Below are 25,950 nucleotides of genomic sequence, written 5' to 3'. Positions count from 1 at the left end.
AATGCGGTGTATCAGTCGATATCAATTTTGACTGTCACACCGCATTCGCGAGCAAGCCCGCTCCCACAGGGTCTACTCTGAGTGAGCTCACGATTTTCCCCTGTCAGGGCCGTGGTCACCCCTGACTTGTATATTTATTGAGCTGTGATAGTGTCGAGAAACGCCTCAACTCATCGAGGCTCGTGAAAACCCCGCCTTCTTCTGGCGGGGTTTTGCTTTTTCTGTGCAGAAGAAAGGAGTCTGCCCAAATCATGACCGCACCTTCAATTACCCTTACCCGTCTGGACGTGCAACGTCTGGAGCGCCTGATCGACAGCCTGGATGACACGCTGCCGGGCGTTATCGCGCTGCAAACCGAACTGGACCGCGCCGATACCCTGGTCGGTCACGATGAAGTGCCCGCCGATGTTGTGACCATGAATTCCCGTGTGCATTGCCGCGAAGAAGGCAGCGGCAAGGACTATCACCTGACGCTGGTTTATCCGAAGGATGCCAATGCCGACGAAGGCAAGATTTCCATTCTGGCGCCGGTCGGCAGCGCACTGCTCGGTCTCAAGGTTGGTCAGCACATCGATTGGCCGGCGCCGGGCGGCAAGACACTGAAACTGACCCTGCTGGAAGTCGAATCGCAGCCGGCCGAGGGCGGCCACTTTCCGGAATAAACCCCTCAGACCTGCTCGAGCGCCTCGTTCAATGCGCGCTCCAGGTCAGCCTTGTAGCGCAAATACAAAATGCTTGAATTCTGACCATCACCGACCAGGCCCGACAGGTCCAGGTCGGTGATGTAACAGCGATAGCGCTCGGTTTCACGGCGCTGCTCGACGATTTCCCGGGCGACCACGCGGAACAGTTGGTCGCCATGTTCCAGCTCTGAAAACTCCCGCTGATTGCAATACAACGTGACGTGCACCTGCCCCGGTGCGGCTTTGCCGACAATCGCCTGCACGTCGTAGAACGGTTTGTTGACCGGGGTCTGCGGCGCTGGCCGAGCTTCGACCCGACGCGCCCGTATGGGGCCGGAGGGCAGCAGTTGGTAATACAAGGTGTCCAGGCTCAGCGGCTGGGCGACGTCCATCGGCAGCAAGGCGTCGCGCCGGTACTGGATCGATTGCAGGAAACGTTGCAGCGGCACCAGCAGGCTTTGCTCGTCGTGGTAGGGCAAACGCTGCTGCCACAGGGCATTGAATTCATCCAGCACGTACAGGTCGGCGCGGTACTCGTTGATCCGGTAGAACACCTGAATGCAATCGGGCTGGCCCATCGGCAGGACCAGCGCCAGGTCGTGGTCTTCCAGTGCCATCGGGTCCAGGTGCAGAGGGCTGTAGCTTGCCAGCTCTTCGCCCAGGTAATCGACCAGTGCCGGCAGCGTGGCGAGGGCGACGTGATTGACCTGACCGGGCACCAGTTCCAGTACGTGGTAGTGCTGCTGGACCTGAATCAGGTAGCGATGATTGAGTTTGCTCAGCAGCAGGTTCTGCGCGGTGTCGAGGATTTCTTCGACCCGTCGGGCGATGAACTGTGCGCGGTTGTGGCAGAAGCAACGAACCCGCAACGTGGGTTGTTGTAGCCCGCCGGGCAGGTTGTTGAGGTAATCGCGCACGCAGTCGAGCAGTGCGTGGGGGCCGTCGAAGCGGTTGACCAGCACTTCGTTCCAACTATTGAGCGTGACCTGATCCAGGGTCAGCACCAGGTTTTCCCGGACGCCGGCGTAACTGAGAGAATCGGTACGCTCGGTGGTCATCAGGATGTTCAGGTCGCGGTGGTGCTTGAGTGGGTCGACGCCGACGTTCACCAGGATCAGCACTTCACTCGGCACACTGGCGCGCAGTAACGGTTCTTCGGCGACGGTCGTCAGTGGCAGGACAATGCTCTGTTGCAGGCTGCCGAGCAGGTTGAACAGTTCGAACTCGCTCAGGTCGCTGCTGCCGGGATGCAAGGCCAGGCGAGTGCTGCTGTCGATCACGCCATTGCGGTGACACCAGGTCAGCAGTTCCAGCAATTGGCGGCTGCGCTTGATCGGTGCGAAATGCTCCCATTCGAGGGCCGTCAGGCTGCCGTTGTACAAACCCCACTGAGTTTGACCCGGTTCTTTTTTGTTCGGCGCATGCACCAGCGTGAGGGTGTCTTCGGCCAGGTCCGGGGCGATGCCAGGGTTGATGAACTCGACCTTGTCGGCCTTGCGGTCGAAGGCCGCGTACAGCCGTCGACCCAGCACATTGAGGTCGCGCTTGTTGATCAGGCTGACGGTTTGTTCGGTGCGGGCGAACTGGGTCAGGAAGCGGTAGCTGTAATTGAGCTCGTTGACCAAGGCCCGGCGTTCCGAACCGACCTGCCGGACTTTCCACTGGCTGCGGCTATCGAGCAGGGCCAGTTGACGATGATCCCACTGCCATTCGTGGGCCAGGCGTTTGAGCAACGAACGCTGCCAGCTCTGAGTGCGACTGCTGCTGCCGGTGAGTTTGCGATTGACCTTCAGGTACAACGCCCGGCGTACCAGCTCCAGGCGTTCTGGCTCGCCACGGGCGGTGAGGTATTCCTCGATGCGCCGGTAAACCACGACGTACGGGTCCAGCTCATCAAGGTCGAGCCGATTGGCGAACACCGCTTGCTTGAAGCGCAGGCTCAGGCAATGAACCTTGGGGTGTTCGCTGGCATAGACCTCGGTCAGCAGCAGTTTGAGTACCGATTTGTATGGCGACTCGATGCCCTTGAACAACTGCCAGAGCCCCGCGCCGATGAACTCCCCCGGCGGGATATAGGCCAGATGCCCCAGGTCCAGGGTTTCGTCGGCACGGATGAAGCGCTTGGACATCAGGGTGTGGGTGTAACGGTCGTAGCTCGCTTCTTCGTAGACCGGCACCAGCCACCAGACGGGCGTGCGTCCGGCCAGCCAGATCGCAGTGCGATAAAACTCGTCCAGCAGCAGATAATGCTGGGTGGTGCCGCAGTCTTCCGAGCTCAGTTGCGTATCACGTTCGCCGCGTACGAAACGGGTCGGGTCGATCAGGAAGAAATGCGCCTCGGCGCCCTGGCTGGCAGCCCAGATTTCGAGGAGCTGGCATTTTTTGCGCAGTTCAGTGAGCTCGCTTTCGCTCAAGTCCGGCCCGTGACAGACCCACACGTCCATGTCGCTCTGATCGGCCTGGGCGAGGGTGCCGAGGCTGCCCATCAGGAACAGGCCGTGAATCGGTCGCGGCGGATTGCTGCCATGGCGAGGCTTATAGGAAAACGAGCGGGTCAGGCGTTGGGCTTCGGCGAGGGTGTTGGCGTCGGGTTCGTAATTCGACAGCCCGGCCGGCGTGCTGCCCGAAACGTACCCCGGCAACAGCGGATGATTGACGTGGAAAAACAGGGGCAACAAGGTCAGCACCGCTTGCTGGCGGGTCGACAACCCTTCCATGGCGCGGGCCATACGGCCTTCATTGAGCTTCAGAAAACGTGCGCGCAGCTGGCTGAGAACCTTGCGGTCGATTCCCTCGTCCAGATCGGGGCGGATTTCATGGGTGCGGGTCATGTCAGCTCAAACCGGCTCGCGGGGCTCAGACGTGGGTGTCTGCGGATGAAGGGCAGTTTAGCGCCTCGGCTCCAGGACTTTTAAGCTGAATTTTGTTTTTCTGGCGTCAGATTTTTATCGCGGGGCGACAGCAGGTAACAGAGTGAGCCCGCGGAAATCCCGTAGCAGGGGTTTCCGTGGGCGCTGCGGTAATGCTCAGGCTGTTTCTTCTACGGTCAAAATGGTCAGAACGGTTTGCACATTTTGCGCGGCATCACGACCCAGGCTGGTCAGATAACCGCCATCGGGCTGAGTGATCAGTTCTTTGTCGAACAGGCGTTGGGCGGCGGCAATGGCTTTCGGGGCAGCGGTCTGATGAATTTTCAAACCTTCCTGGGAACTGTCCAGGTTGAAGAGTGCGAGGATTTCCAGTTCGGCAACCAACTCAGGGGTAAGCGACATAAGGACTCCAGACTTTCTAGGAATTGGACGACAGCGTCCCTAAGGTGATCCCACTCGGGCGGCATGTCCAGTGCTCGCGACAGGGTTTTTTCGCCTTGGGAAGCATTCCCCGGTAGGTGGTGCGGCAGCGGGGTGGATTCAGTGTAGACAGGGTCTGAGAAACGGTTGCCTGAATTGAAAAAGATCGCAGCCTTCGACAGGTGCGATCTTTGATTTTATTTCTTTTCCGGCGGCAACTCTGGCAATGCACGCAACGCAGCTTCGTACCATTCAGTGTTGAACGCGCGGTCTTCTTCGAGGATCGCGTCGATTTCCACTGCCAGAACGTGGGCCATCAGATTGAGAATTTCTTCACGCTCGTAACCCACCAATGTCAGCTTGTTGAAGGTTGCCTTGGCGGCTGGCGGGTTGTCGCTTTCGATCTGGTTTTCGATGGCTTCGACCAGCGTGTTTTCGGCGAACTCTTCTTCGTCGATGTCGTCGTTGTTGATGCCGGGGGTTGGCTCGCTCATGGCAGGCTCCTCAAGTTAAGGCGGCCAGTTTACCTGCATTCAGCGCTGTGATGCTGCTGGCAAGAAACGTCGCGACGTTCTATAAAAGGCACCTGCCAACCCCGCACGGCCTGGAGGCTATGTGATGCTCAAGCTTTATGGATTTTCCGTCAGCAACTACTACAACATGGTCAAGCTGGCGCTGCTGGAGAAGGGACTGCCGTTCGAAGAAGTATTGTTTTACCCGGGGCCGAGCCCCGAGGCATTAGCCATGAGCCCGCGCGGAAAGGTGCCGGTGCTGGGCGTGGAACAGGGTTTTGTTAACGAAACCAGCGTGATTCTCGAGTACCTCGAACACAGCCAGAAAGGCACGCCGCTGTTGCCAAGCGATCCCTTTGAGCGGGCGCAGGTCCTGGCACTGGCCAAGGAAATCGAGCTGTACATCGAATTGCCGGGGCGTGCCTGCTACGCCGAAGCATTTTTCGGCATGACTGTACCGGATGCGATCAAGGACAAGACCAAAGCCGAGTTGCTGCTGGGGTTCGCCTCACTGGGCAGCCACGGCAAGTTCGCCCCTTATGTCGCGGGTGATAGCCTGAGCATTGCGGATCTGTATTTCCTCTACAGCGTGCCGCTGGCCTGTGCGGTGGCGCAGAAGCTGTTTGACCTGGATTTGCTGGCTGAGATGCCGGCGGCCAAGGCGCTGCTGGAGCGTCTGGAGCAGAATCCGAACGTACAACGGATTACGGCGGACAAGGATGCGGCAATGCCTGCGTTTTTGGCGATGGTCGCGTCCAAGAAGTAGGTATTTTTAGCGCCTTCAAGACCGCTTTCGCGAGCAAGCCCGCTCCCACATTGGTTCTATGGTGTTCACAAGGTTTGTGTTCACCACCGATTTAATGTGGGAGCGGGCTTGCTCGCGAAGCTTTTGACGGTTTAGCGGCTGGCGAGCAACGCCTGACCGCGAACCACTGCTTTCTTGACCTGTGCCGGCGCAGTCCCGCCGATATGGTCACGGGCATTCACCGAGCCTTCCAGGGTCAGCACGGCAAACACGTCCTGATCGATGTGGTCGCTGAACTTGCGCAGTTCTTCCAGGCTCATTTCCGCCAGGTCCTTGCCGCTTTCCACGCCGTACTTCACCGCATGGCCAACGATTTCGTGGCAGTCACGGAACGGCAGGCCACGGCGTACCAGGTAGTCCGCCAGATCGGTGGCGGTGGAGAAACCGCGCAGGGCCGCTTCGCGCATCATCGCGTGCTTTGGCTTGATCGCCGGGATCATGTCGGCAAAGGCCCGCAGCGAGTCGCGCAGGGTGTCGGCGGCGTCGAACAACGGTTCCTTGTCTTCCTGGTTATCCTTGTTGTAGGCCAGCGGTTGGCCTTTCATCAAGGTCAGCAGGCCCATCAGCGCGCCGAATACGCGGCCGGTCTTGCCACGCACCAGCTCTGGAACGTCCGGGTTTTTCTTTTGCGGCATGATCGAGCTGCCCGTGCAGAAACGGTCCGGCAGATCGATGAACTGGAACTGCGCGCTGGTCCATAGCACCAGCTCTTCGGAGAAGCGCGACAAGTGCATCATCGCGATGCTCGCGGCCGAGCAGAATTCGATGGCGAAGTCACGATCGGACACGTTGTCCAGTGAGTTACCGCCAACAGCGTCGAAGCCCAGCAGTTGAGCGGTGTATTCGCGGTCGATCGGGTAGGTGGTGCCCGCCAGTGCGGCGCTGCCCAGTGGCATGCGATTGGTACGCTTGCGGCAGTCGACCAGGCGCTCGTAGTCGCGGCTGAGCATCTCGAACCAGGCCAGCATGTGGTGCCCGAAGGTTACCGGCTGTGCGGTTTGCAGGTGGGTGAAGCCCGGCATGATGCTACCGGCTTCGCGCTCGGCCTGCTCCAGCAAGCCTTTTTGCAGGCGGGTGATTTCGCTCAGGATCAGGTCGATCTCGTCACGCAGCCACAGGCGGATGTCGGTGGCGACCTGGTCGTTACGGCTGCGGCCGGTGTGCAGCTTTTTACCGGTGACGCCGATGCGGTCGGTCAGACGCGCCTCGATGTTCATGTGCACGTCTTCGAGGTCGATGCGCCAGTCGAACTGGCCGGCCTCGATTTCATCCTGGATGGTCTTCAGGCCATCGGTGATGCTGTCGCGCTCGGCATCGGTCAGCACGCCGACCTTGGCCAGCATGGTGGCGTGAGCGATCGAACCCATGATGTCGTGGCGATACAGGCGCTGGTCGAAAGTGACGGAGGCGGTGAAGCGGGCGACGAAGGCGTCGACGGGTTCACTGAAGCGGCCGCCCCAGGACTGATTGGTCTTGTCAGTGCTCATGAATTCGCTCGTGTCGGCTGAAGAAAGATGGCGTAGAAAGCTGTCGCGGATAATAACAGGGTTGCCAATCCTGTCGCTGGCACTGGTCGATACGTTTTTTTCTCATGCTGCGGTCCATACTCGAATCAACGCCGAGGGGATTTGCGCAACGATATTTTTCAATTGAGCAATATCGTGCCGGCAACCGTCTACAGTTGGACAATAGGATCAGCGCCGTTCCAGACGCTGCAGCTGACTATAAGAAGAGGGGGTGTTCATATTGTGTATCAACAAACCCTACGGCGATGCCTCGCCAACGCGGGCCTGGGCCGCCAAACGCACGACAGATAAAAATTTAGCCGTCGGTCGGGCGGCACTTTTTGGCCCTCGCGCTAGTCTTAGCGTGGATCGCGGTGACGGACGTCACTTCACCTGTCTACGCTATCCTTGTGCGAGACTCACGCAGGAATCCAGCGCAATATGAATGTCCTGATCGTTGATGACGAACCCCTTGCCCGCGAGCGCCTGAGCCGAATGGTTGGCGAACTCGAGGGATACAGTGTCCTGGAGCCTAGCGCCACGAACGGCGATGAGGCGTTGGCTCTGATCGACAGCCACAAACCCGATATCGTGCTGCTCGATATCGGCATGCCGGGCCTCGATGGCCTGCAAGTGGCTGCACGATTGTGCGAACGCGAAACCCCGCCCGCCGTGGTGTTTTGCGCAGGGCCCGATGAATTTGCCGTGGAAGCCTTGCAGGCCAGCGCCGTAGGCTATCTGGTGAAACCTGTGCGTACAGAACAATTGCATGAAGCGTTGAAAAAAGCCGAGCGGCCCAATCGCGTCCAGCTTGCGGCCCTGACCCGTCCCGCCGCCGAAAGTGGCAGCGGCCCGCGCAGCCATATCAGCGCCCGTACCCGTAAAGGTATCGAACTGATCCCGTTGGGTCAGGTGGTCTACTTCATTGCGGATCACAAATACGTGACCTTGCGCCACGAAGGCGGCGAAGTGCTGCTGGATGAGCCACTCAAGGCCCTTGAAGATGAATTTGGCGACCGCTTCGTGCGAATCCACCGCAACGCACTGGTCGCCCGCGAACGCATCGAACGCCTGCAGCGCACGCCTCTGGGGCATTTTCAGCTGTTCCTCAAAGGCATGAACGGCGACGCCCTGATCGTCAGCCGACGGCATGTGGCCGGCGTGCGCAAGATGATGCAACAGCTTTAATCCGCCATTTACGGGCGGGTTTCATCCCGGTTGCTGGATGTCTGAGGCCAGGGAGGCCGCGCGGTTTCTGATACAAGTCAAAGTGGATTTGGCTGAGCTGTTATTATCCGCCGTATCTATTCAGTACGGATTGATCCATGTCCTCTCGCGAAATCCGCATCGCCACCCGTAAAAGTGCACTCGCCCTGTGGCAGGCCGAATACGTCAAAGCCCGTCTGGAAGAGGCCCATCCTGGTCTGCTCGTGACGTTGGTGCCCATGGTCAGTCGCGGTGACAAGTTGCTCGACTCGCCACTGTCGAAAATCGGCGGCAAGGGCCTGTTCGTCAAAGAACTGGAAACCGCGCTCCTGGAAAACGAAGCCGACATCGCGGTGCACTCGATGAAAGACGTGCCGATGGACTTCCCTGAAGGCCTCGGTCTGTTTTGCATCTGCGAGCGCGAAGACCCGCGTGATGCCTTCGTTTCCAATACCTACGCCAGCCTGGACGAATTGCCGCGAGGCAGCATCGTCGGCACCTCCAGCCTGCGCCGTCAGGCCCAGTTGCTGACCCGTCGTCCGGACCTGGAAATTCGCTTCCTGCGTGGCAACGTCAACACGCGCCTGGCCAAGCTCGATGCCGGCGAATACGACGCCATTATCCTCGCCGCCGCCGGCCTGATTCGACTCGGCTTTGAAGATCGCATCGCCTCGGCCATCAGCGTCGACGACAGTCTGCCGGCTGGTGGCCAAGGCGCAGTGGGTATCGAATGCCGCAGCGTCGACAGCGAAATTCACGCGCTGTTGGCACCGCTGCACCATCAGGACACCGCCACCCGCGTGACCGCCGAACGCGCTCTCAACAAACATTTGAATGGCGGCTGCCAAGTGCCGATCGCCTGCTATGCCGTGCTTGAAGGCGAGCAGATCTGGTTGCGTGGTCTTGTCGGTGATCCGAACGGCGGTCTGCTGCTCAGCGCCGAGGCTCGTGCGCCACGCAGCGAAGCCGAAGCCTTGGGCGTGCAAGTGGCTGAAGACCTGCTGAGTCAAGGCGCCAATGACATTCTGAAAGCAGTCTACGGCGAGGCAGGTCACGAGTGACGGGCTGGCGCCTGCTGCTGACGCGTCCCGCGGATGAGTCGGCGGCGCTGAGCAGTCTTTTGGCCGAAAAGGGGATTTTCAGCAGCAGTTTGCCGCTTTTGGAGATCGAGCCGATTCCTGCCTCTGACACAATGCGCGAGGTGATTCAGAGGCTGGATCGCTATTGCGCGGTGATCGTGGTCAGCAAACCGGCCGCCAGAATTGCTGTGGATCTGCTCGACAGGTATCGGCTGCAACCCCCTCGTCTGAAGTGGTTCAGCGTGGGCGCAGCCACCGCGCAGATCCTCGAGGATCGCGGTCTGGACATCAGCTTTCCGGTGGATGGCGATGACAGCGAAGCCTTGCTTGAACTTCCTCAGTTGCGCGAGGCAATCGCGCGCCCCGGTCCACGCGTGCTGATCATGCGCGGGGAGGGCGGGCGCGAGTTGCTGGCTGAGCGTTTGCGCGAGCTTGGTGCTAGTGTCGAGTATCTGGAGTTGTACCGCCGCGACCTGCCGCACTACCCGCCGGCAGCGCTGCCTGACCTGATCGAAGCTGAACGCTTGAACGGGCTGGTGGTCAGCAGTGGACAGGGTTTTGAGCACCTGCATCAATTGGCCGGCGATACCTGGCCGCAATTGGCGCGGTTGCCGTTGTTTGTTCCAAGCCCCAGGGTCGCCGAGCTGGCAAGTGCCGCCGGGGCCCAAACAGTTGTGGATTGCCGTGGCGCCAGTGCCACGGCTTTGCTGACGGCGTTACGGGAGCATCCCGGACCCGTTCTCTAATGCAAAGGATGGATACGTGAGCGAAACAGCCTTGCCTAAAGATGACGTCCAGCCAGTGCTCGATGCACCGGTTGAAGCACCGGTTGAAGCCGGGCCACCTGCTGCAGTGCAGCGCCGAGGCAATGGGCTGGCAATCGTCGCGCTGCTGCTGGGCGCTGCCGGTGTCGCCGTGGGCGGTTGGGGAGTTTGGCAGGTGCGTCACCTGCAAGCCAATACTCAACAGCAGTTGAGCCAGGTCCAGGCATTGAACGATCAGGCGCAAGACCTGAAGCTCAATGAACAACGCCTGACTGCTCGCCTGGAACAAATGCCTGCCGCCGACGAGCTCGATGCGCGCAGTCGTTTGGTCACTCAACTTCAAGGCGATCAGCAACGCTTGAATCAACGTCTGGAAACGGTTCTCGGCGCCAGCCGCAAGGATTGGCGTCTGGCCGAGGCCGAGCACCTGCTGCGTCTGGCCAGCCTGCGTCTTTCCGCGTTGCAGGACATCAGCAGTGCCCAGGCTTTAGTACAGGGCGCCGATGAAATTCTGCGCGAACAGAACGACCCGGGTTCTTTTGCCGCTCGCGAGCAAGTGGCCAAAACGCTGGTGGCATTGCGTAGCACCCAACAGCCGGATCGCACCGGTTTGTTCCTACGATTGGGGGCGTTGCGCGATCAGGTTATCAGCCTCACCGAGCTGGCACCTGAGTACAAGGACCGTGGCGAATCCCTGTTGGGGCTCACCGCCGATGGCGACGGCGCCAGTCGCTGGGCGCAATGGTGGAATCAGGTCTCGCGCTACGTCCGCATCGACTTTAACGCCGACAAGAATGTGCGTCCGTTGCTGGCCGGGCAGAGCCTGAGCCAGGTGCGCCTGGCCCTGAGCCTGGCGCTGGAGCAGGCGCAATGGGCCGCGCTCAATGGCCAGGCCGCGGTTTATACCCAGGCGCTTGCCGAAGCGCGGGACGTGCTCAAGGGTAACTTCAACCCGGACAACCCTCAGAGCAAAGTGATGCTTGAGCAGGTTGGCGAGTTGAGCAAGCAACCGGTCAACGTTGTCACGCCAGACTTGACCGGCACGCTGAGTGCGGTTCAGGGGTATCTGGAGCGGCGTAATGTCAACGCCGAGGAATCGATCAAACCGATGGCCAAACCTGCCGCGGACACCGCTCAGGAGGCGACGCCATGAAACGCCTCTATGTGATCGTGTTCCTGGTGATCGCCGCTGCTGCCGCGCTGGGGCTGGCGATTGCCGAGCATTCCGGTTACGTGCTGATCGCCTACAAAAGCTTCCGTTACGAATCGAGCCTGTGGGCAACCCTGGCGTTGGTCGCCGTGCTCTGGCTGGTGTTCTGGGGCATCAAGGCGTTGATCGAATTGGTGACGACCTCCAGTGGCGTGGTCAATCCCTGGTCGCGGCGCAATCGCAGTCGCCGGGTGCAGGTGGCGATTGAACACGGCCAGCTGGATCTGGCCGAAGGTCGCTGGGCCAGTGCGCAGCGTCATCTGCATCGGGCAGCGGAAGCCGAGCGCCAACCTTTGCTTTACTACCTGGGCGCTGCCCGGGCTGCGAACGAACAAGGTCAATACGAGGAAAGCGACAACCTGCTGGAGCGCGCTCTGGAGCGACAGCCCCAGGCAGAATTGGCGATTGCCCTGAGCCACGCACAATTACAGACCGACCGCGGCGATACCGAAGGCGCTCTGGTGACCTTGCAAGCCATGCACGAGCGTCATCCTCATAACGTCCAGACCTTGCGCCAGTTGCAGCGCTTGCACCAACAGCGGGGCGACTGGTCGGCCGTGATTCGCCTGCTGCCGGAGCTACGCAAGGACAAGGTCCTGCCACCGGCCGAATTGGTCGAATTGGAACGCCGGGCCTGGGGTGAGAACCTGTCCCTGGCGGCGCATCAGGAAGAAGACGGGACGGTCGGCTTGCAAGCTCTCAATCGCGCCTGGCAGCAGTTGACCTCAGCTCAGCGTCAGGAGCCGCAACTGGTGCTCGCTTATGCCGAGCAACTTCGGCAACTGGGTGCTCAGGTCGAGGCCGAAGAGATCCTGCGAACGGCGCTCAAGCGCAACTACGACAGTCATCTGGCGCGCCTCTACGGACTCGTTCGCGGTAGCGATCCGGCACGTCAACTGCACACCGCCGAGGGCTGGCTCAAGGATCATCCGGCCGACCCGAGCCTGCTGCTGACCCTGGGGCGCTTGTGTCTTCAAAGCAGCCTTTGGGGCAAGGCCCGGGACTATCTGGAAAGCAGCTTGCGCGTGCAGCGCAATCCGGAAGCCTGCGCGGAACTGGCGCGGCTGCTGGCGCAGCTGGGTGACACAGAACGCAGCAATCAGTTGTTCCAGGAGGGCTTGGGCTTGCTGGACGAGCGCTTGCTGGCGGCACCGTTGCCGGTTCCTGTTCACGCTTAAAGAGTGGATGACGGGTCGCTCGAAGGAGCGATCCAGTTGCCTGCAAACTGTCGGAATTTTACCTCTGTAGTCCGTTAACGGCAGAGTCCTACAGAGGACTACACCTAATCCTCTCGTTTCTGTCGGGAATTCCCTACACCTCTGTTGAAGTGTCCCCGCTGGCCTGCCTTGAAAGGCTGCCGCGCTTTCCTCTACCGTAACCGCCTGTCTCTACTGTTACGGAAATGCCATGTCTTTGGCCTGCTCACGCTCCTTGTTTTTCATGGCTTTCATTGCAGGTGCCCTGGCCCTGGGCGTGTCCTATTACCTGGAATATGCGGTCGGCCTCAAGCCTTGCGGGTTGTGCCTGTTGCAGCGATCTTGCCTCGCGTTACTCACGGGTATTTGCCTGACGGCTTCGGTTCATGGGCCGGGCCGCTTTGGCTCTTTCCTGTATTGGATGCTCGGTCTGGTTTGCAATCTGGCGGGTACAGTCACGGCGTGGCGGCAGGTCTTGCTGCAGAGCGATCCAACGCATCAGCTGTTGACGTGTCCGCCTAATCTGGCAGTTCCGTACGAGGACTTGCCCTGGTTTTGCCAGGTGACACAGATGTTTAAAGGGGAGGCAGAGTGCGCGGAGATTTCGTGGACACTGTTCGACCTGAGTATTCCTGAATGGAGTCTGCTGCTCTTCATGGCGATGACGATTTTAGGTATTTATCAGGTGCTACGTCTTGTCTGGAAAGCTTGTCAGCGACCGCTCAGCGGCGGTTCGTCGCACCGGACGCTGGCGGGTGATTAAACACTTGTATGAACTTTATCTCCTGCGTACCTTGAAGCCATTGTCGCGCGGGCATAATCTGGCCCGCACGTGTCATTGGAATTATGTTGCTCGAATGACGCTCTGCCTGGCCGATACTTGACCTTCAAGTGTGGCGACGGGTGTAGGGCAGCATGACCCACAAGGGAAGAGAGATCACCATGCTCGAAAGTTGTCAGAATGCTCAGGAACGTTGGGGTGGAGTGCATCTGCTGATCGATCGCTGGTTGCAGGAGCGTCACGAACTGGTTCGGGCCTATGATGCTCTCGGCGCCAAGCCTGAGGCACTGGGTGAGAACCGCAAGCCGTTGCAGGAGTTCTGCGGCGTGCTGGTCGATTACGTGTCTGCCGGGCACTTCGAGATCTACGAACAGCTGACCGGCGAAGCCAAGGCGTTTGGTGACACTCGCGGGCTCGAGCTGGCCGAGACCATTTACCCTCGTATCGACGTCATCACCGAGAAGCTGCTGGCGTTTAATGACCTGTGTGATGCAGGTCAATGCGTGGCAGAGAAATTCAAAGAGCTGGGTGGCCTGTTGCACGAGCGCTTCGAACTGGAAGACTGCCTGATCGAAGTGCTGCACACCGCTCACAAGGAAGAGGACTCGGTTCAGGCCTGAACCCCCTTCCTGCAAGACCTCCAAAAACGGTGCGCTATGCGCGCCGTTTTTCGTTTCCGGTATTCAGCTTGTGGCACCGCGCAATTCGACTTCGAATACCAGCGGTGTGAACGGTGCAATCAGGTCGCCGGCACCCTCAGCGCCATAGGCTTCGGCCGATGGAATCACCAGACGCCATTTTGCCCCGACCGGCATTTGCTGCAGCGCACTGCGCCATCCGCTGATCACACTGTCGAGACTGAACCACTGCGGCTGACTGTTCTGATCGAACACTGTGCCGTCGGGAAGGCGACCGATATACAGCACCTGGACTTTGCCGTTGGGACCAGCTTTGGCGCCAGTGCCTGGCGCCAACTCCGTTAGCAATATTCCATCTGCCAGTTCACGAACGCCCGGTCTGGCTTTTTCCTCGGCGAGAAAGGCCTGCTCTTTTTCGAGGGCGATTTCACTTTGCGGCGTGCTCGGTTGCAAGGCGACCTGGGCTTCGTGCTCAGCAAGTATCTGTTCGATCTGCTCATCTTTCAGCGCCAGGGGTTTGCCTTGATAGGCTTGTTGCAAACCTTCGATCAGCGCCTGAAGTTGCAGATCGGGAACCTCCTGGCGCAGGCGTTCGCCGAGACTTGCGCCCAGGCTGTAAGAGAGATCATGAGTGTCATTTTCTTTGGTTTTCTCGGCGGCCTGGGCCACGGAAAAAAACACGCACAGTGATAAAAAAAGGTAGCGCGACATGGGCACTCTCCGACCTGAGATGCGGGGGATTATGCCAGTGTGAATGTGCTCTACGGTGAACTGGTTTTGCGCAAGCGCAGAAGAATTTCAATCCGTTGCAACGCAGCGCTTTGGATACTGTCAACATGCCCTAGCGGCGGTAGCAGCAGAGGTCTAGTATGAGCCGCACCCACGTCAGCCAGGAGGTAAACCATGTCGGCCACCAAGAAGCCTGTAAATACTCCGTTGCACTTACTCCAACAACTCTCGGGCAGCTTGCTCGAGCACCTGGAAAACGCTTGTTCCCAAGCCTTGGCTGATGCTGAAAAACTGCTCGCCAAACTGGAAAAGCAACGCGGAAAAGCGCAAGAAAAACTGCACAAATCCCGTACCAAATTGCAGGACGCTGCGGCGGCCGGCAAGGCCAAGGCACAAGCCAAAGCCAAGGGCGCGGTGAAGGAGCTTGAGGACTTGCTCGATGCCCTCAAGGATCGTCAATCCGAAACTCGCAGCTACATTCTGCAACTCAAGCGCGATGCTCAAGAAAGCCTGAAACTGGCCCAGGGCATCGGTCGTGTACAAGAGGCTGTCGGCAAGGCGTTGTCCCTGCGTTCGGCCAAGCCTGCTGCGGCTCCTGCCAAGAAAGCCGCTGCCAAACCGGCTGCTGCAAAAGCACCGGCCAAGTCTGCTGCCAAACCGGCCGCCAAAGCACCGGTGAAAGCCGCAGCAAAACCTGCCGCTAAACCTGCGGCGAAAAAACCAGTCGCTGCCAGCGCTGCAAAACCGGCTGCTAAAACAGCCGCTGCCAAACCTGCCGCCAAGCCAGCCGCTGCCAAAACAGCTGCCGCTAAACCGGCTGCAAGAACCGCTGCTGCTAAACCCGCGGTGGCGAAAACTGCAGCGGCGAAAGCAGCTGCCAAACCGGCCGCAAAAACTGCCGCTGCGAAACCTGCTGCCAAGCCTGCCGCGAAATCAGTCGCGACTAAAACTGCTGCCAAGCCAGCTGCAAAACCAGCTGCAAAAGCTGCAGCCAAACCGGCTGCCAAAACTGCTGCTGCAAAACCTGCCGCAGCCAAGCCAGCCACTGCTGCAAAACCTGCTGCAAAACCTGCTGCAGCGAAACCAGCAGCCAAACCTGCCGCTGCCAAACCAGCGGTGAAAAAACCGGTTGCCGCCAAGCAGGCCGCCGCGCCAGTTGCCAAGCCAGCCAACCCGGCTCCGGTAGCAACGTCTGCTTTAGCAGCAGCCACCTCGACAGCCACGCCAGCGCCAACGCCGGCCGCCGCATCGATCGCAGCAACCACCCCAACCAGCGCTTCCTAAGTGCTGCTTACCGCGACGCGCAGCTGATGCAGCGCGTCGCGGTCCAGGTGGGCGGCGCCTGCCGTTACACCTTCCAGCCAGGCCGATAGATCGGTCGCCTCACCTTGCGGCCAACTCTGCGCCGATCGTTCCAGTCGCAACAACAGATGTCGCTCGGCTTCCAGTTCGAGTGCCTTCACTTGCTCGCGCAAAGCATTCAGTTCGCCATCGTCGGCGGCAACGACTTTCCAATTCACCCGCAAGGCTCGCAGCGGTCGAACCACGTCTGCGTCCCACGGCTCGGCCACGCTACGCAGTTGCTGCAATCGGTGTTCGTTACAGGCGACGCCACGTTTTCCCAGCCACAGCCCGCAGAGCAGCAAGCACACATTGATGCCCGCCGACTGCAATTGCAGGCATGCGGGTTCAACGCCGGGACGGGCGTAAGTACTAAGGGAAAAGCTCCACAGGTCAGAGGACATAGTGCTACTCGCGCCAGTTGCGAGCGAAGCTGGTAGACTCCGCCGCCATTATGATTCGACTTCAGAACCTGACTTTACAGCGTGGCCCTCAACGTCTGCTAGAAGACGCCGAGCTGACCCTGCACGCCGGCCACAAAGCCGGCCTCATCGGTGCCAACGGCGCCGGCAAATCGAGCCTGTTCGCCTTGCTTCTGGGTGACCTGCACCCGGACTCGGGTGATTGTTTCCTGCCGGCGGACTGGCGCATCGCCCACATGCGCCAGGAGATCGACACCCTCGATCGCGTGGCGGTCGACTATGTGCTCGATGGCGACCTGCGCCTGCGCGAGGTGCAACGCGACCTCGCGGCAGCCGAAGCGGCCCATGACGGTACCGCTCAGGCCCGCCTGCACTCGGAGCTCGACAGTGCCGACGGTTACACCGCCGACGCCCGGGCGCGCAAGTTGCTGGCTGGCCTTGGGTTCACCAATGAACAGATGGATCGCCAGGTAGGAGACTTCTCTGGTGGTTGGCGGATGCGTCTGAACCTGGCGCAGGCTTTGATGTGCCCTTCGGACTTGTTGTTGCTCGACGAACCGACCAACCACTTGGACCTCGACGCCATCATCTGGCTCGAAGAATGGCTCAAAAGCTATCCCGGCACCTTGATGCTGATTTCCCATGACCGGGACTTCCTCGATGCCGTGGTCGATCACGTGGCTCACGTCGATCAGCGCAAGATCACCCTGTATCGCGGTGGTTACAGCGCCTTCGAACGCGCCCGTGCCGAACGTCTGGCCCAGCAACAGCAGGCTTACGAGAAGCAGCAGGCGCAACGTGCGCACATGGAAAGCTACATCGCCCGCTTCAAGGCCCAGGCCACCAAGGCCCGTCAGGCCCAGAGCCGGATCAAGGCGCTGGAGCGGATGGAAGAGCTGTCCGCCGCCCATGTCGATTCGCCATTCGATTTCGTTTTCCGCGAATCAGTGAAAATCTCCAGCCCGTTGATTGACCTCTCCGACGCCCGACTGGGTTACGGCGAGCGAGCCGTGCTGGAGAAGGTCAAGCTGCAACTGACCCCCGGTGCGCGGATCGGTTTGCTTGGCCCGAACGGTGCCGGCAAATCGACCCTGATCAAAAACCTTGCCGGTGAGCTCGAGCCGTTGTCCGGCCGACTGACCCGTGGCGAGAACACCGTCGTCGGCTACTTCGCCCAGCATCAACTGGACTCACTCGACTCCAAGGCCAGCCCGTTGCTGCACATGCAGCGCCTGGCGCCGACCGAGCGCGAGCAGACGCTGCGCGACTTCCTCGGTGGTTTCGACTTCCGCGGTGCGCGGATCGATGAGCCGGTGCTGAACTTCTCCGGTGGCGAAAAGGCCCGTCTGGCGCTGGCGTTGATCGCCTGGGGCCGGCCGAACCTGTTGCTGCTCGACGAACCGACCAACCACCTGGACCTGGAAATGCGCCTGGCGCTGACCATGGCCTTACAGGAATTCAGTGGCGCGGTACTGGTGGTCTCCCACGATCGCCATTTGCTCAAAAGCACCACCGACAATTTCTATCTGGTGGCGGACGGCAAGGTCGAGGAGTTCGACGGCGACCTGGAAGACTACACCCGTTGGCTGGTGGACTACCGCCAGCGCAATGCGCCCGTCAGCAATACGCCGGTCAATCCGGACAAGACCGACAAGAAGGCCCAGCGCCAGGCGGCGGCCGCGTTGCGTCAGCAGCTGGCACCGCACAAGCGCGAGGCTGACAAGCTCGAAGCCGAGCTGGGCAAGCTGCATGAGAAACTGGCGAAGATCGATACCAGCCTCGGCGACAGCGACATTTACGAGCCGGCGCGCAAGAACGATTTGCGTGATCTGCTGGCCGAACAGGCCAAGCTGAAGGTCCGTGAAGCCGAGCTGGAAGAAGCCTGGATGGAAGCGCTGGAACTGCTCGAAAGCATGCAGGCGGAGCTAGAGGCTCTGTCCTGATGGAAGCCTTCAAGCTGCCATTGCCTGCCGTGTTGATCGAGCCGATCTGGCTCTTCGTGCAGATCCTGCTGATTCTGTTGGCCGGATATGTTGCCCAGCGCTGCGTCGCCAAGTGCCTGACTCGCCTGGGTGAACGTTATCCGTTGCCGCCACAATTGCTAATGCCGCTGCGCGGTGGACTTCGTTGGCTGATCATGGGCAGCGCGCTGATTTTCGTGCTGGAACGCCTCGGGGTGTCGGCGACGGTACTCTGGACCGCGTTGTCCGGGTTTGTCGCGGTAGCGGCAGTGGCGTTCTTCGCCATGTGGAGCGTGCTCTCGAATCTGTTGTGCGCAATCCTGATCTTCACCGTCGGCCCGTTCCGCCTCGGCGACGTGGTCGAGTTGGTGGACACCACCGACAAGCCTGGCGTCAAAGGCCGGGTCGTTGCGATCAATCTGCTATACACCACGCTGATCGAAGCCGAAGAGCTCGGCACCGGCAGCGCCATGGTGCAAGTGCCCAATAGCCTGTTCTTCCAGCGCTCGGTTCGACGCTGGCGCGGCAGCGATGTATTCCCTTCCAACGGTTTCGAAAAGTAGCCGAAATGCCGACCACGCTGGTCGGCAGCCGTTCTGTCCTGCAAAAAATCGGTAGTCATCGGCCCAAAGCCGCATTAGCTTAGACGTCTGTCACGAGTCTGAGTCGAGGTGTGCGATGGAGCTTCAAACGTGGCTGGCTTTTTTTGCCGCCTGCTGGGTGATCAGTCTGTCTCCCGGTGCCGGCGCCATTGCGTCGATGTCCAGCGGTCTGCGATACGGTTTCTGGCGCGGTTACTGGAACGCCCTGGGCCTGCAGCTGGGCCTGGCGGTGCAGATTGCGATTGTCGGTGCCGGTGTTGGTGCGATTCTCACGGCGTCGGCCACGGCCTTCTATGCGATCAAATGGTTCGGTGTCGCCTATCTGGTTTACCTTGCGATCAAGCAATGGCGTGCGCTGCCCAGCGACATGAGCGATGACGCGGCCGTGCGTCAGATTGGTAAGCCGATGGCCCTGGTGTTCCGTGGTTTTCTGGTGAACATCAGCAACCCCAAGGCGCTGGTGTTCATGCTGGCGGTGTTGCCGCAGTTCATTGATCCGCATGCGCCGCTGCTGATCCAGTACCTGATCATTGGTGTGACCATGGTCTGCGTTGATTTGATCGTCATGGCCGGTTACACCGGACTTGCATCGAAGGTGCTGCGGATGTTGCGCACGCCCAAGCAGCAGAGACGCATGAACCGCACGTTTGCCGGGCTGTTCATTGGTGCGGCGGCATTCATGGCGACCCTTCGCAAAGTGGCTGTGTAAAACCGTCGGGCACAAAAAAGGCGACCCTTGGGGTCGCCTTTTCAGTTTTAGGGTTCAGCGCAGAATGACCGGCGCTGTGTCCGCTGGCAGGTTATTGCGCATTTTAACGGCGTGCCATCATGGCTCGGAAACGCGAACCCAATGCGCCCGATCACCTGGCCGTATCGCGCACCTCACAACAAAGCTTGAGTGAAAGTCATTGGAAGTGAACAATGTGTTACTTCTTATTTCCAATTGAGATTCATTCATGAGTGCCCCGTCCCGTTTCCTGGCCTGGCTGGTGTTCCCCCTGTTTGCCTTGTGCAGTTTCAATCTGCTGGCCGACACCGTGGAAGGCGCGCCGCAAGCGCTGCATTTGCTCGACTACATCGGCGCGGACTACCCGCACACCGTGCAGGCAGGCAAGGTCATCGATGAGTCCGAATACCAACAGCAGCTGGACTCCATCAAGGCGCTGCAAGGCTTGATCGCCGCGATGCCGGCCAAGCCAGAAAAGGCCGGGTTGGAGCAGGGCATCAGCACGCTGCGCAACGCCGTCGCTGCGCGACAAGACGGTGCAGATGTCGCCCGTCAGGCACGGCAACTCGGCGCGAAGCTGGCGGTGACTTATGAAGTCAGCCAGGCGCCGATCATTACGCCGGATCCGACCCGTGGTGCGCCGTTGTACGCTCAGCATTGTTCGGTGTGCCACGGCGACACGGGTGCCGGGGATGGCCCGGCGGGTGTCGGTCTGACGCCGCCGCCGTCCAATCTGCGTGATGCTGCGCGGCTGGATCACCTGAGCCTCTACGCGATCTACAGCACCCTGGGCCTCGGTGTCGAAGGCACCGACATGCCCGCCTTCGCCGATCAGCTGGACGATCGTCAGCGTTGGGACCTGGCAACCTACATCGCCAGCTTCAGCGCCGACCCGGCTGCCGCAAAATCCGAAAAAACCTACAACATCGCCGACCTGGGCCGCCAGACTCCCGCAGAAGTGCAGGTTGCCGAGGGGCCGCAAGCTGCGGCGACCTTCCGTGCGCAGCGAGCGCAACCGCCGCAGGTCAAGCGTGGCCCCGCGCAGTTGCTCGACTACACCGCCGCGACCCTGGACAAGAGCCTCTTAGCCTACCGTGCCGGTGATCACGATCAGGCCTATGACCTGTCGGTGGCGGCTTACCTGGAGGGTTTCGAACTGGTCGAAAGCTCTCTGGATAACGTCGACACCAACGTGCGCAAAGACACTGAAAAATCGCTGATGGCGTACCGTCAGTCGTTGCAAGACGGTTTGCCGGTGGCTCAGGTCCAGCAGCGTCTGGACGCGGCCAAGGCCAAGTTGAAGACGTCTGCCGGCCTGCTGGGCAGCGATGGCTTGAGCTGGTCCCTGAGCTACATCTCCGGTTTGTTGATTCTGTTGCGCGAAGGTCTGGAAGCAATTCTGGTGCTCGCGGCAATCCTCGCGTTCCTGCGTAACACCGGCCAGCAATCGGCAGTGCGCAGTGTCAACGTCGGCTGGGGTCTGGCGCTGCTGGCCGGTCTTGGGACTTGGGCGCTGGCGGCCTACGTGATCGATGTCAGCGGCTCGCAACGCGAATTGCTGGAAGGCGCGACAGCGTTGTTCGCCGCCGTTATGGTGCTTTGGCTCGGCGTGTGGATGCATGACCGTCGTCATGCGGCGGCCTGGCAGGATTACATCAAGAGCAATCTGGTGGGCGGCGGTGGGCGTTTCGGGTTTGCGACGCTGGCGTTCTTCTCGGTGTATCGCGAACTGTTTGAAGTGGTTCTGTTCTACGAGACCCTGTGGCTGCAGGCGGGTCCGGCGGGCCATAACGCGGTACTGGCGGGTGGTGCGACGGCGTTGGTGCTGCTGGTGGGTCTGGCTTGGGTGATCTTGCGCGGCTCGGCGAAACTGCCGCTGTCGTTGTTCTTCAGTATCAACGCCGGTCTGTTGTGCGCGTTGTCGGTGGTGTTTGCCGGGCATGGCGTGAAGGCGTTGCAGGAAGCCGGAATTTTCGGCACCCGGCCGGTGCCATTCTTTGACTTCGACTGGCTGGGGATCCACGCTGATGCGTATTCGCTGAGTGCGCAGGCGGTGGCGATTATCGCGATCATCGTGTTGTATAGCCGTAGTCGGCTGGCTGAGAAGCGGCGGGTGCAGGTTTCCTGATCCGAGTGATCCTCAAGAGGTAAAAACATGCGTGTGTGGATCGATGCCGACGCCTGCCCCCGGGCGGCCAAGGATCTGGTGGTGAAGTTCGCCCTCAAGCGCCAGTTCGAAGTGGTGTTGGTAGCCGGGCAGCCGCAGATCAAACCGGGTTTGGCCCTGGTGAAGCTGATCGTGGTGCCAACCGGTCCGGATGCCGCCGACGACTACCTGGTGGAACATGCGGTGCCGGGTGAGCTGGTGATCTGCAGCGATGTGCCGCTGGCCGACCGTCTGGTGAAAAAGGGCGTTGCGGCGCTGGATCCACGGGGCAAGGAGTTCGATGCGCAGAACATGGGCGATCGGTTGGCGGTGCGTAACTTGTTCACCGATCTACGTGAGCAGGGGCAGATGAGCGGCGGGCCAGCGCCGTTTGGCGAACGTGAGAAGCAGGCGTTTGCCAATGCGCTGGACCGGATCCTCACGCGTCTCACACGCAAAGCCTGAGCCTTGCCCAGATCAAATGTGGGACAGTGTCAGGCGTCGTTTTCGTGGGTCAGTTCGAGGACGCGGTCGACCAGTTTGTTGATGCCCGAAGCCGCTTCACTGATGCTCTGCGCCAGCATATACGCCGGGGTGCTGACCAGTTTGCGTGCTTTGTCTTCAACGATGTCAGTTACCGCGCAGTCTGCGTGTGTAGCGCCCATCTTGTTCATGGCGGCGGCAGTATCGGCGTCGTTGCCGATGGTGCAGGTCACGCCCGGTCCATAGATCTTCGCCGCGAGCGCCGGCGAGATGCAGATCAGCCCGACCGGTTTGCCGGCCTCGGCAAAGGCTTCTGCCAGCGCCAGGACTTCCGGTTGCACGGTGCAGCCGGCGCCTTCGACGGCGAAGTTCGACAGGTTCTTGGCCGCCCCGAAACCACCCGGAACAATCAGCGCATCGAAGTCTTCGGCGTTGGCTTCGCGGATATCCTTGATGTTGCCTCGGACGATCCGCGCCGATTCCACCAGCACGTTGCGCGACTCGGGCATTTCTTCGCCGGTCAGGTGATTGATCACATGCAACTGCGCAATATTGGGTGCAAAGCACTGCACCTGAGCCCCCCGCTGGTCCAGACGCAGCAGGGTGATTACGCTTTCGTGGATCTCGGCGCCGTCGTACACGCCACAGCCGGATAGGATCACTGCAATTTTTTTGCTCATGGGTTTTTCTCCAGATTCATGGCGTTAAATGTCCACTAATTTGTCACTCGTTGCCATAGGGTTAATTCGCGGCTACACCTAGGATCTGTCCTCAAGATTCCGATCAGGACGCGTCATGGACTTCATTCTGTATGCGGTGCCGTTTTTCTTTGTGTTGATTGCCGTCGAACTGCTGGCTGACCGTTGGCGCGGGGTGAGCAATTATCGCGTGGCTGACGCGATCAACAGCATGAGCACCGGCGTGCTGTCGACCACCACCGGCCTGTTGACCAAAGGCGTCGGGCTGGTGACTTACGGGTTTGCCCTTGAGCACCTGGCGCTCTTCAAACTCTCGGCCGACAGCCTTTGGGTCTGGGTATTCGCCTTTGTCCTCTACGACTTCTGCTACTACTGGCTGCATCGGATGGGCCACGAACGCAACATCCTCTGGGCGGCGCATTCGGTGCATCACCAGAGCGAGGATTACAACCTTTCCACGGCGCTGCGCCAGACCAGTACCGGCTTCCTGTTGAGCTGGATTTTCTATCTGCCGATGGCCGTGCTCGGCGTGCCGCTGCTGGTGTTCATCAGCGTCGCCTCGCTGAACTTGCTGTACCAATTCTGGGTGCATACCAAACACATTCCCAAGCTCGGCTGGTTCGAGTGGTTCTTCGTCACGCCGTCCAATCATCGGGCTCACCATGCTCAGAACGCTCTCTACATGGATCGCAACTACGGCGGGGTGTTCATTATTTGGGACCGTCTATTCGGCTCGTTCCAGGAAGAGGACGACAACGAACCGGTGATTTTCGGCGTGACCACGCCGCTCGCAAGCTGGAATCCGTTGTGGGCGAACGTGCAGTTCTACGCGCAGCTGTGGGATGACGCGCGGCGTGCGCAAAGCAAATGGGACAAGCTGCGCATCTGGTTCATGCGCACTGGTTGGCGGCCGGCGGACGTGGCGGCCAGGTACCCGATGAACAAGCCAGACCTGAGTCAGTTCCGTAAATTCGAAGTGCCGCTGGACGGGCGTCAGCAGCTTTACGTCGTGTTGCAGTTCTGCGTCTACATCGCGCTGGGCAGCTACTTGATGAACCTGGAGCGCAGTTTGCCAACCGCCGCGCTGGTGCTCGGTTGGGGTGCCGTGGCGCTGGGTTTGTTTACATTGGGCGTGGCCCTGGAGAATCGCCCGTGGGCGCTGAAGCTGGAGCTGCTGCGCCTGGCGTCGAATGTGCCGCTGGTGTGGCTTGCGCCGGTCGTTGGACTGTGGCCTGCCAGCGCGGCAGGTTGGGTCGGCTTGCTGAGTTACAGCCTGCTCAGCGGAATCGGTCTCTACTGTTGCAGAAACCGTTTCACTCGCCTGGCGTCGTAGGTTCGTTGGTTTTGGCTTGTTCAGATTTCAAGGCCTGCTCGTCGGCGTAGATCTTCTTCGCCAGACGTGCATTCTTGAAGCGTCGGCGCAACCACAGGCAAAAGCCCAGGATCAGCAGGGCACCAAGCACCCAGAGCTCGTACTTCTTGACGCTGCCGAGCAGGCCTTCGAGCACCGCGCCGAAGTGATACGCGGCGGCAGCCAGTGCCGCGGCCCAGATCGCGGCACCAATCCCGTTGAGCAGCAGATAACGTCCCGGCGGATAGCCCGACAGGCCGATCGCCACCGGCATCACCGTGCGTAGGCCATAGACAAAGCGGAAGCTCAGTACCCAGATGTCCGGGTGCCTGCGGATGTGTTCCAGCGCCCGGTCGCCCATCAATTGCCAGCGCGGTTTGCGCGCCAGCAACTTGCGGCCGTGCTTGCGCCCCAGGAAATACCAGAGCTGATCACCGGCATAACTGCCGAGGAACGCCACGATCATGACCACTTTGAGGTCCATGTATCCGCGGAACGCGAGGAAGCCTGCGAGCACCAGAATGGTTTCGCCTTCGAAAAACGTGCCGAGAAAGAGGGCGAAGTAGCCGAATTCCTGAAGAAATTGTTGGAGCATTGTCTGGATGCTGGCGAAATGAACGCGCAGCCTAACCCTTCGGGAACATTCATGAAAGTGTCCAAATGTGTCTCGACGTGAACATTTCCTACAAGGACAATGGAATGCGGCTGCGTGTCACAGGGCTAAGCACAACTGTCATCTGTTCGTCATAATGCCCGCTTATAACTGTCACGCTCGCCCGCCAGCGCGGGCTCAGGAGTCTGCCGTGAGCTTTACCCCCGCCAACCGTTTGTTTCCTGCAACCCGCCTGCGTCGCAATCGCCGTGATGATTTTTCGCGTCGACTGGTCCGTGAAAACGTTCTGACCGTCGATGATCTGATCCTGCCGGTGTTCGTGCTGGACGGTGAAAACCGTCGCGAAGCGGTGGCGTCGATGCCAGGCGTCGAGCGCCTGACCATCGATCTGTTGCTTGAAGAAGCGGCCAAGTGGGTCGAGCTGGGGATTCCGGCCTTGGCGTTGTTCCCGGTGACGCCGCCGGAGCTCAAGTCCCTGGACGCCGCCGAAGCCTGGAACCCGAACGGCATTGCTCAGCGCGCCACCCGCGCATTGCGGGCGCAGTTTCCTGAACTGGGTGTGATCACTGACGTCGCCCTGGACCCGTTCACCACCCACGGGCAGGACGGTATCCTCGACGAAGAAGGCTACGTGCAGAACGACATCACCGTCGACGCACTGGTCAAGCAGGCGCTGTCCCACGCCGAAGCCGGCGCTCAGGTGGTGGCCCCGTCGGACATGATGGACGGTCGCATCCAGGCGATCCGCGAAGCGCTGGAACTGGCCGATCACGTCAACGTGCGGATCCTGGCCTACTCGGCGAAGTACGCCAGCGCCTATTACGGCCCGTTCCGCGATGCGGTCGGTTCGGCGCTGAACCTGGGCAAGGCCAACAAGGCCTCCTATCAGATGGACCCGGCCAACAGCAACGAAGCCCTGCACGAAGTGGCGGCAGACTTGTCAGAAGGCGCGGACATGGTCATGGTCAAGCCAGGCATGCCGTATCTGGACATCCTCTACCGGGTCAAAGAAGAATTTAAAGTGCCGACCTTTGTTTATCAGGTCAGCGGTGAATATGCCATGCACATGGCGGCGATCCAGAATGGCTGGTTGAGCGAAGGGGTTATCCTCGAATCCCTGACCGCTTTTAAACGTGCAGGCGCTGATGGCATCCTGACTTACTTTGCCGTCCGTGCCGCTCAATTGTTACGAGAGCAAAAATAGCCCT

Annotated in this window: 25 protein-coding genes and 1 pseudogene; 18 read left to right on the top strand and 8 right to left on the bottom strand. The window is 60.1% G+C overall.

Annotated elements, in window-relative coordinates; all coding sequences use genetic code 11:
- The first annotated feature begins 251 nt into the window (after positions 1–251).
- Entirely contained in the window at positions 252–662 is a 411-nt protein-coding gene (gene rnk / locus FQ187_RS22925) for a nucleoside diphosphate kinase regulator (RefSeq protein WP_046045088.1), read from the top strand.
- Positions 663–667: 5 nt separating this feature from the next.
- Here the strand turns inward: rnk and FQ187_RS22920 are convergent, their stop codons facing one another.
- The 3 genes from FQ187_RS22920 to FQ187_RS22910 form a co-directional block, all read right to left on the bottom strand.
- On the bottom strand, positions 668–3,514 hold the full coding sequence (locus FQ187_RS22920; protein WP_149631214.1) for a class I adenylate cyclase: 2,847 nt from the start codon (positions 3,512–3,514) through the stop codon (positions 668–670).
- A 195-nt stretch (positions 3,515–3,709) separates the two neighbouring features.
- On the bottom strand, positions 3,710–3,955 hold the full coding sequence (locus FQ187_RS22915) for a TIGR02647 family protein (protein ID WP_149631213.1): 246 nt from the start codon (positions 3,953–3,955) through the stop codon (positions 3,710–3,712).
- A 215-nt stretch (positions 3,956–4,170) separates the two neighbouring features.
- Positions 4,171–4,467, bottom strand: a complete 297-nt coding sequence (locus FQ187_RS22910) for a hypothetical protein (RefSeq protein WP_046045090.1) — start codon at positions 4,465–4,467, stop codon at positions 4,171–4,173.
- Positions 4,468–4,591: 124 nt separating this feature from the next.
- Here FQ187_RS22910 and FQ187_RS22905 point away from each other — a divergent pair, with 124 nt between their 5' ends.
- A complete protein-coding gene (locus FQ187_RS22905; protein ID WP_149631212.1) occupies positions 4,592–5,251 on the top strand; it encodes a glutathione S-transferase family protein in 660 nt (219 codons plus the stop codon).
- Between the two features lie 131 nt (positions 5,252–5,382).
- On the opposite strand, the gene argH is transcribed toward FQ187_RS22905, so the two are convergent.
- Positions 5,383–6,777 carry an argininosuccinate lyase gene (gene argH, locus FQ187_RS22900; RefSeq protein WP_149631211.1) on the bottom strand — a complete coding sequence of 465 codons (1,395 nt, stop codon included), beginning with the start codon at positions 6,775–6,777 and terminating at the stop codon, positions 5,383–5,385.
- 143 nt (positions 6,778–6,920) lie between these two features.
- Between argH and FQ187_RS30960 the strand changes: the two are divergent.
- The 8 genes and pseudogenes from FQ187_RS30960 to FQ187_RS22865 all read left to right on the top strand — a co-directional run.
- Positions 6,921–7,240: pseudogene (locus FQ187_RS30960) on the top strand (sensor histidine kinase); the annotation flags it as partial.
- Positions 7,237–7,983 carry a LytTR family DNA-binding domain-containing protein gene (locus tag FQ187_RS22895; protein WP_149631210.1) on the top strand — a complete coding sequence of 249 codons (747 nt, stop codon included), beginning with the start codon at positions 7,237–7,239 and terminating at the stop codon, positions 7,981–7,983. The pseudogene FQ187_RS30960 and the gene FQ187_RS22895, both read left to right, overlap by 4 nt.
- Before the next feature lie 137 nt (positions 7,984–8,120).
- Positions 8,121–9,062, top strand: coding sequence for a hydroxymethylbilane synthase (gene hemC / locus FQ187_RS22890; protein WP_149631209.1), 942 nt, complete (start codon positions 8,121–8,123; stop codon positions 9,060–9,062).
- The gene (locus tag FQ187_RS22885) at positions 9,059–9,826 is read left to right on the top strand and encodes a uroporphyrinogen-III synthase (RefSeq protein WP_149631208.1); all 768 of its coding nucleotides are present in this window, start codon (positions 9,059–9,061) and stop codon (positions 9,824–9,826) included. The genes hemC and FQ187_RS22885 overlap by 4 nt, the downstream gene beginning before the upstream one ends.
- Positions 9,827–9,842: 16 nt before the next feature.
- Positions 9,843–10,997, top strand: a complete 1,155-nt coding sequence (locus tag FQ187_RS22880; RefSeq protein WP_149631207.1) for a uroporphyrinogen-III C-methyltransferase — start codon at positions 9,843–9,845, stop codon at positions 10,995–10,997.
- Positions 10,994–12,232: a heme biosynthesis protein HemY gene (locus FQ187_RS22875; protein ID WP_149631206.1), complete on the top strand. Its 1,239-nt coding sequence runs from the start codon at positions 10,994–10,996 to the stop codon at positions 12,230–12,232. The genes FQ187_RS22880 and FQ187_RS22875 overlap by 4 nt, the downstream gene beginning before the upstream one ends.
- A gap of 229 nt (positions 12,233–12,461) precedes the next feature.
- The gene (locus FQ187_RS22870; RefSeq protein WP_149631205.1) at positions 12,462–13,013 is read left to right on the top strand and encodes a disulfide bond formation protein B; all 552 of its coding nucleotides are present in this window, start codon (positions 12,462–12,464) and stop codon (positions 13,011–13,013) included.
- 179 nt (positions 13,014–13,192) lie between these two features.
- The gene (locus tag FQ187_RS22865) at positions 13,193–13,651 is read left to right on the top strand and encodes an Rsd/AlgQ family anti-sigma factor (RefSeq protein WP_046045098.1); all 459 of its coding nucleotides are present in this window, start codon (positions 13,193–13,195) and stop codon (positions 13,649–13,651) included.
- A 63-nt stretch (positions 13,652–13,714) separates the two neighbouring features.
- On the opposite strand, the gene FQ187_RS22860 is transcribed toward FQ187_RS22865, so the two are convergent.
- On the bottom strand, positions 13,715–14,380 hold the full coding sequence (locus FQ187_RS22860; RefSeq protein WP_149631204.1) for an FKBP-type peptidyl-prolyl cis-trans isomerase: 666 nt from the start codon (positions 14,378–14,380) through the stop codon (positions 13,715–13,717).
- A 192-nt stretch (positions 14,381–14,572) separates the two neighbouring features.
- Between FQ187_RS22860 and FQ187_RS22855 the strand changes: the two genes are divergently transcribed.
- The gene (locus tag FQ187_RS22855) at positions 14,573–15,682 is read left to right on the top strand and encodes an AlgP family protein (RefSeq protein ID WP_149631203.1); all 1,110 of its coding nucleotides are present in this window, start codon (positions 14,573–14,575) and stop codon (positions 15,680–15,682) included.
- On the opposite strand, the gene FQ187_RS22850 is transcribed toward FQ187_RS22855, so the two are convergent.
- The gene (locus FQ187_RS22850; RefSeq protein ID WP_149631202.1) at positions 15,679–16,143 is read right to left on the bottom strand and encodes a TIGR02444 family protein; all 465 of its coding nucleotides are present in this window, start codon (positions 16,141–16,143) and stop codon (positions 15,679–15,681) included. The two genes, FQ187_RS22855 and FQ187_RS22850, sit on opposite strands and share 4 nt — an antisense overlap.
- A 50-nt stretch (positions 16,144–16,193) precedes the next feature.
- Here FQ187_RS22850 and FQ187_RS22845 point away from each other — a divergent pair, with 50 nt between their 5' ends.
- From FQ187_RS22845 to FQ187_RS22825, 5 genes are all read left to right on the top strand, one after another.
- Positions 16,194–18,104: an ATP-binding cassette domain-containing protein gene (locus FQ187_RS22845; RefSeq protein ID WP_046045102.1), complete on the top strand. Its 1,911-nt coding sequence runs from the start codon at positions 16,194–16,196 to the stop codon at positions 18,102–18,104.
- On the top strand, positions 18,104–18,685 hold the full coding sequence (locus FQ187_RS22840; RefSeq protein ID WP_134420855.1) for a mechanosensitive ion channel family protein: 582 nt from the start codon (positions 18,104–18,106) through the stop codon (positions 18,683–18,685). The genes FQ187_RS22845 and FQ187_RS22840 overlap by 1 nt, the downstream gene beginning before the upstream one ends.
- Positions 18,686–18,800: 115 nt before the next feature.
- A complete protein-coding gene (gene rhtB / locus FQ187_RS22835; RefSeq protein ID WP_149631201.1) occupies positions 18,801–19,433 on the top strand; it encodes a homoserine/homoserine lactone efflux protein in 633 nt (210 codons plus the stop codon).
- Between the two features lie 247 nt (positions 19,434–19,680).
- Positions 19,681–21,579: a cytochrome c/FTR1 family iron permease gene (locus tag FQ187_RS22830; RefSeq protein ID WP_149631200.1), complete on the top strand. Its 1,899-nt coding sequence runs from the start codon at positions 19,681–19,683 to the stop codon at positions 21,577–21,579.
- Positions 21,580–21,606: 27 nt separating this feature from the next.
- Positions 21,607–22,062: a YaiI/YqxD family protein gene (locus FQ187_RS22825; protein ID WP_149631199.1), complete on the top strand. Its 456-nt coding sequence runs from the start codon at positions 21,607–21,609 to the stop codon at positions 22,060–22,062.
- Positions 22,063–22,091: 29 nt separating this feature from the next.
- Here FQ187_RS22825 and elbB read toward each other — a convergent pair whose 3' ends face one another.
- Positions 22,092–22,760, bottom strand: coding sequence for an isoprenoid biosynthesis glyoxalase ElbB (gene elbB, locus FQ187_RS22820; protein WP_149631198.1), 669 nt, complete (start codon positions 22,758–22,760; stop codon positions 22,092–22,094).
- A gap of 115 nt (positions 22,761–22,875) precedes the next feature.
- Here elbB and FQ187_RS22815 point away from each other — a divergent pair, with 115 nt between their 5' ends.
- Positions 22,876–24,111, top strand: coding sequence for a sterol desaturase family protein (locus tag FQ187_RS22815; RefSeq protein WP_149631197.1), 1,236 nt, complete (start codon positions 22,876–22,878; stop codon positions 24,109–24,111).
- Here the strand turns inward: FQ187_RS22815 and FQ187_RS22810 are convergent.
- A complete protein-coding gene (locus FQ187_RS22810; protein ID WP_149631196.1) occupies positions 24,092–24,724 on the bottom strand; it encodes a DedA family protein in 633 nt (210 codons plus the stop codon). The genes FQ187_RS22815 and FQ187_RS22810 overlap by 20 nt on opposite strands.
- Positions 24,725–24,932: 208 nt before the next feature.
- On the opposite strand from FQ187_RS22810, the gene hemB reads away from it, so the two are divergent.
- Entirely contained in the window at positions 24,933–25,946 is a 1,014-nt protein-coding gene (gene hemB / locus FQ187_RS22805) for a porphobilinogen synthase (RefSeq protein WP_149631195.1), read from the top strand.
- Positions 25,947–25,950 lie beyond the last annotated feature (4 nt).

The sequence above is a fragment of the Pseudomonas sp. ANT_J28 genome (genome assembly GCF_008370005.1).
Classification (GTDB): Bacteria; Pseudomonadota; Gammaproteobacteria; order Pseudomonadales; family Pseudomonadaceae; genus Aquipseudomonas; species Aquipseudomonas frigoris.
Note: the sequence above shows the minus strand (reverse complement) of the source record. Positions and strands in the feature narration are given on the sequence as shown.

Coding starts and splice junctions, on each gene's coding strand:
- FQ187_RS22825 (WP_149631199.1), top strand. CDS start 21,607: ATGCGTGTGTGGATCGATGCCGACGCCTGCCCCCGGGCGGCCAAGGAT.
- FQ187_RS22855 (WP_149631203.1), top strand. CDS start 14,573: ATGTCGGCCACCAAGAAGCCTGTAAATACTCCGTTGCACTTACTCCAA.
- elbB (WP_149631198.1), bottom strand. CDS start 22,760: ATGAGCAAAAAAATTGCAGTGATCCTATCCGGCTGTGGCGTGTACGAC.
- rhtB (WP_149631201.1), top strand. CDS start 18,801: ATGGAGCTTCAAACGTGGCTGGCTTTTTTTGCCGCCTGCTGGGTGATC.
- FQ187_RS22850 (WP_149631202.1), bottom strand. CDS start 16,143: ATGTCCTCTGACCTGTGGAGCTTTTCCCTTAGTACTTACGCCCGTCCC.
- FQ187_RS22905 (WP_149631212.1), top strand. CDS start 4,592: ATGCTCAAGCTTTATGGATTTTCCGTCAGCAACTACTACAACATGGTC.
- FQ187_RS22910 (WP_046045090.1), bottom strand. CDS start 4,467: ATGAGCGAGCCAACCCCCGGCATCAACAACGACGACATCGACGAAGAA.
- FQ187_RS22845 (WP_046045102.1), top strand. CDS start 16,194: ATGATTCGACTTCAGAACCTGACTTTACAGCGTGGCCCTCAACGTCTG.
- FQ187_RS22865 (WP_046045098.1), top strand. CDS start 13,193: ATGCTCGAAAGTTGTCAGAATGCTCAGGAACGTTGGGGTGGAGTGCAT.
- FQ187_RS22915 (WP_149631213.1), bottom strand. CDS start 3,955: ATGTCGCTTACCCCTGAGTTGGTTGCCGAACTGGAAATCCTCGCACTC.
- FQ187_RS22815 (WP_149631197.1), top strand. CDS start 22,876: ATGGACTTCATTCTGTATGCGGTGCCGTTTTTCTTTGTGTTGATTGCC.
- hemC (WP_149631209.1), top strand. CDS start 8,121: ATGTCCTCTCGCGAAATCCGCATCGCCACCCGTAAAAGTGCACTCGCC.
- FQ187_RS22870 (WP_149631205.1), top strand. CDS start 12,462: ATGTCTTTGGCCTGCTCACGCTCCTTGTTTTTCATGGCTTTCATTGCA.
- rnk (WP_046045088.1), top strand. CDS start 252: ATGACCGCACCTTCAATTACCCTTACCCGTCTGGACGTGCAACGTCTG.
- FQ187_RS22920 (WP_149631214.1), bottom strand. CDS start 3,514: ATGACCCGCACCCATGAAATCCGCCCCGATCTGGACGAGGGAATCGAC.
- FQ187_RS22810 (WP_149631196.1), bottom strand. CDS start 24,724: ATGCTCCAACAATTTCTTCAGGAATTCGGCTACTTCGCCCTCTTTCTC.
- FQ187_RS22860 (WP_149631204.1), bottom strand. CDS start 14,380: ATGTCGCGCTACCTTTTTTTATCACTGTGCGTGTTTTTTTCCGTGGCC.
- FQ187_RS22895 (WP_149631210.1), top strand. CDS start 7,237: ATGAATGTCCTGATCGTTGATGACGAACCCCTTGCCCGCGAGCGCCTG.
- FQ187_RS22840 (WP_134420855.1), top strand. CDS start 18,104: ATGGAAGCCTTCAAGCTGCCATTGCCTGCCGTGTTGATCGAGCCGATC.
- argH (WP_149631211.1), bottom strand. CDS start 6,777: ATGAGCACTGACAAGACCAATCAGTCCTGGGGCGGCCGCTTCAGTGAA.
- FQ187_RS22875 (WP_149631206.1), top strand. CDS start 10,994: ATGAAACGCCTCTATGTGATCGTGTTCCTGGTGATCGCCGCTGCTGCC.
- FQ187_RS22830 (WP_149631200.1), top strand. CDS start 19,681: ATGAGTGCCCCGTCCCGTTTCCTGGCCTGGCTGGTGTTCCCCCTGTTT.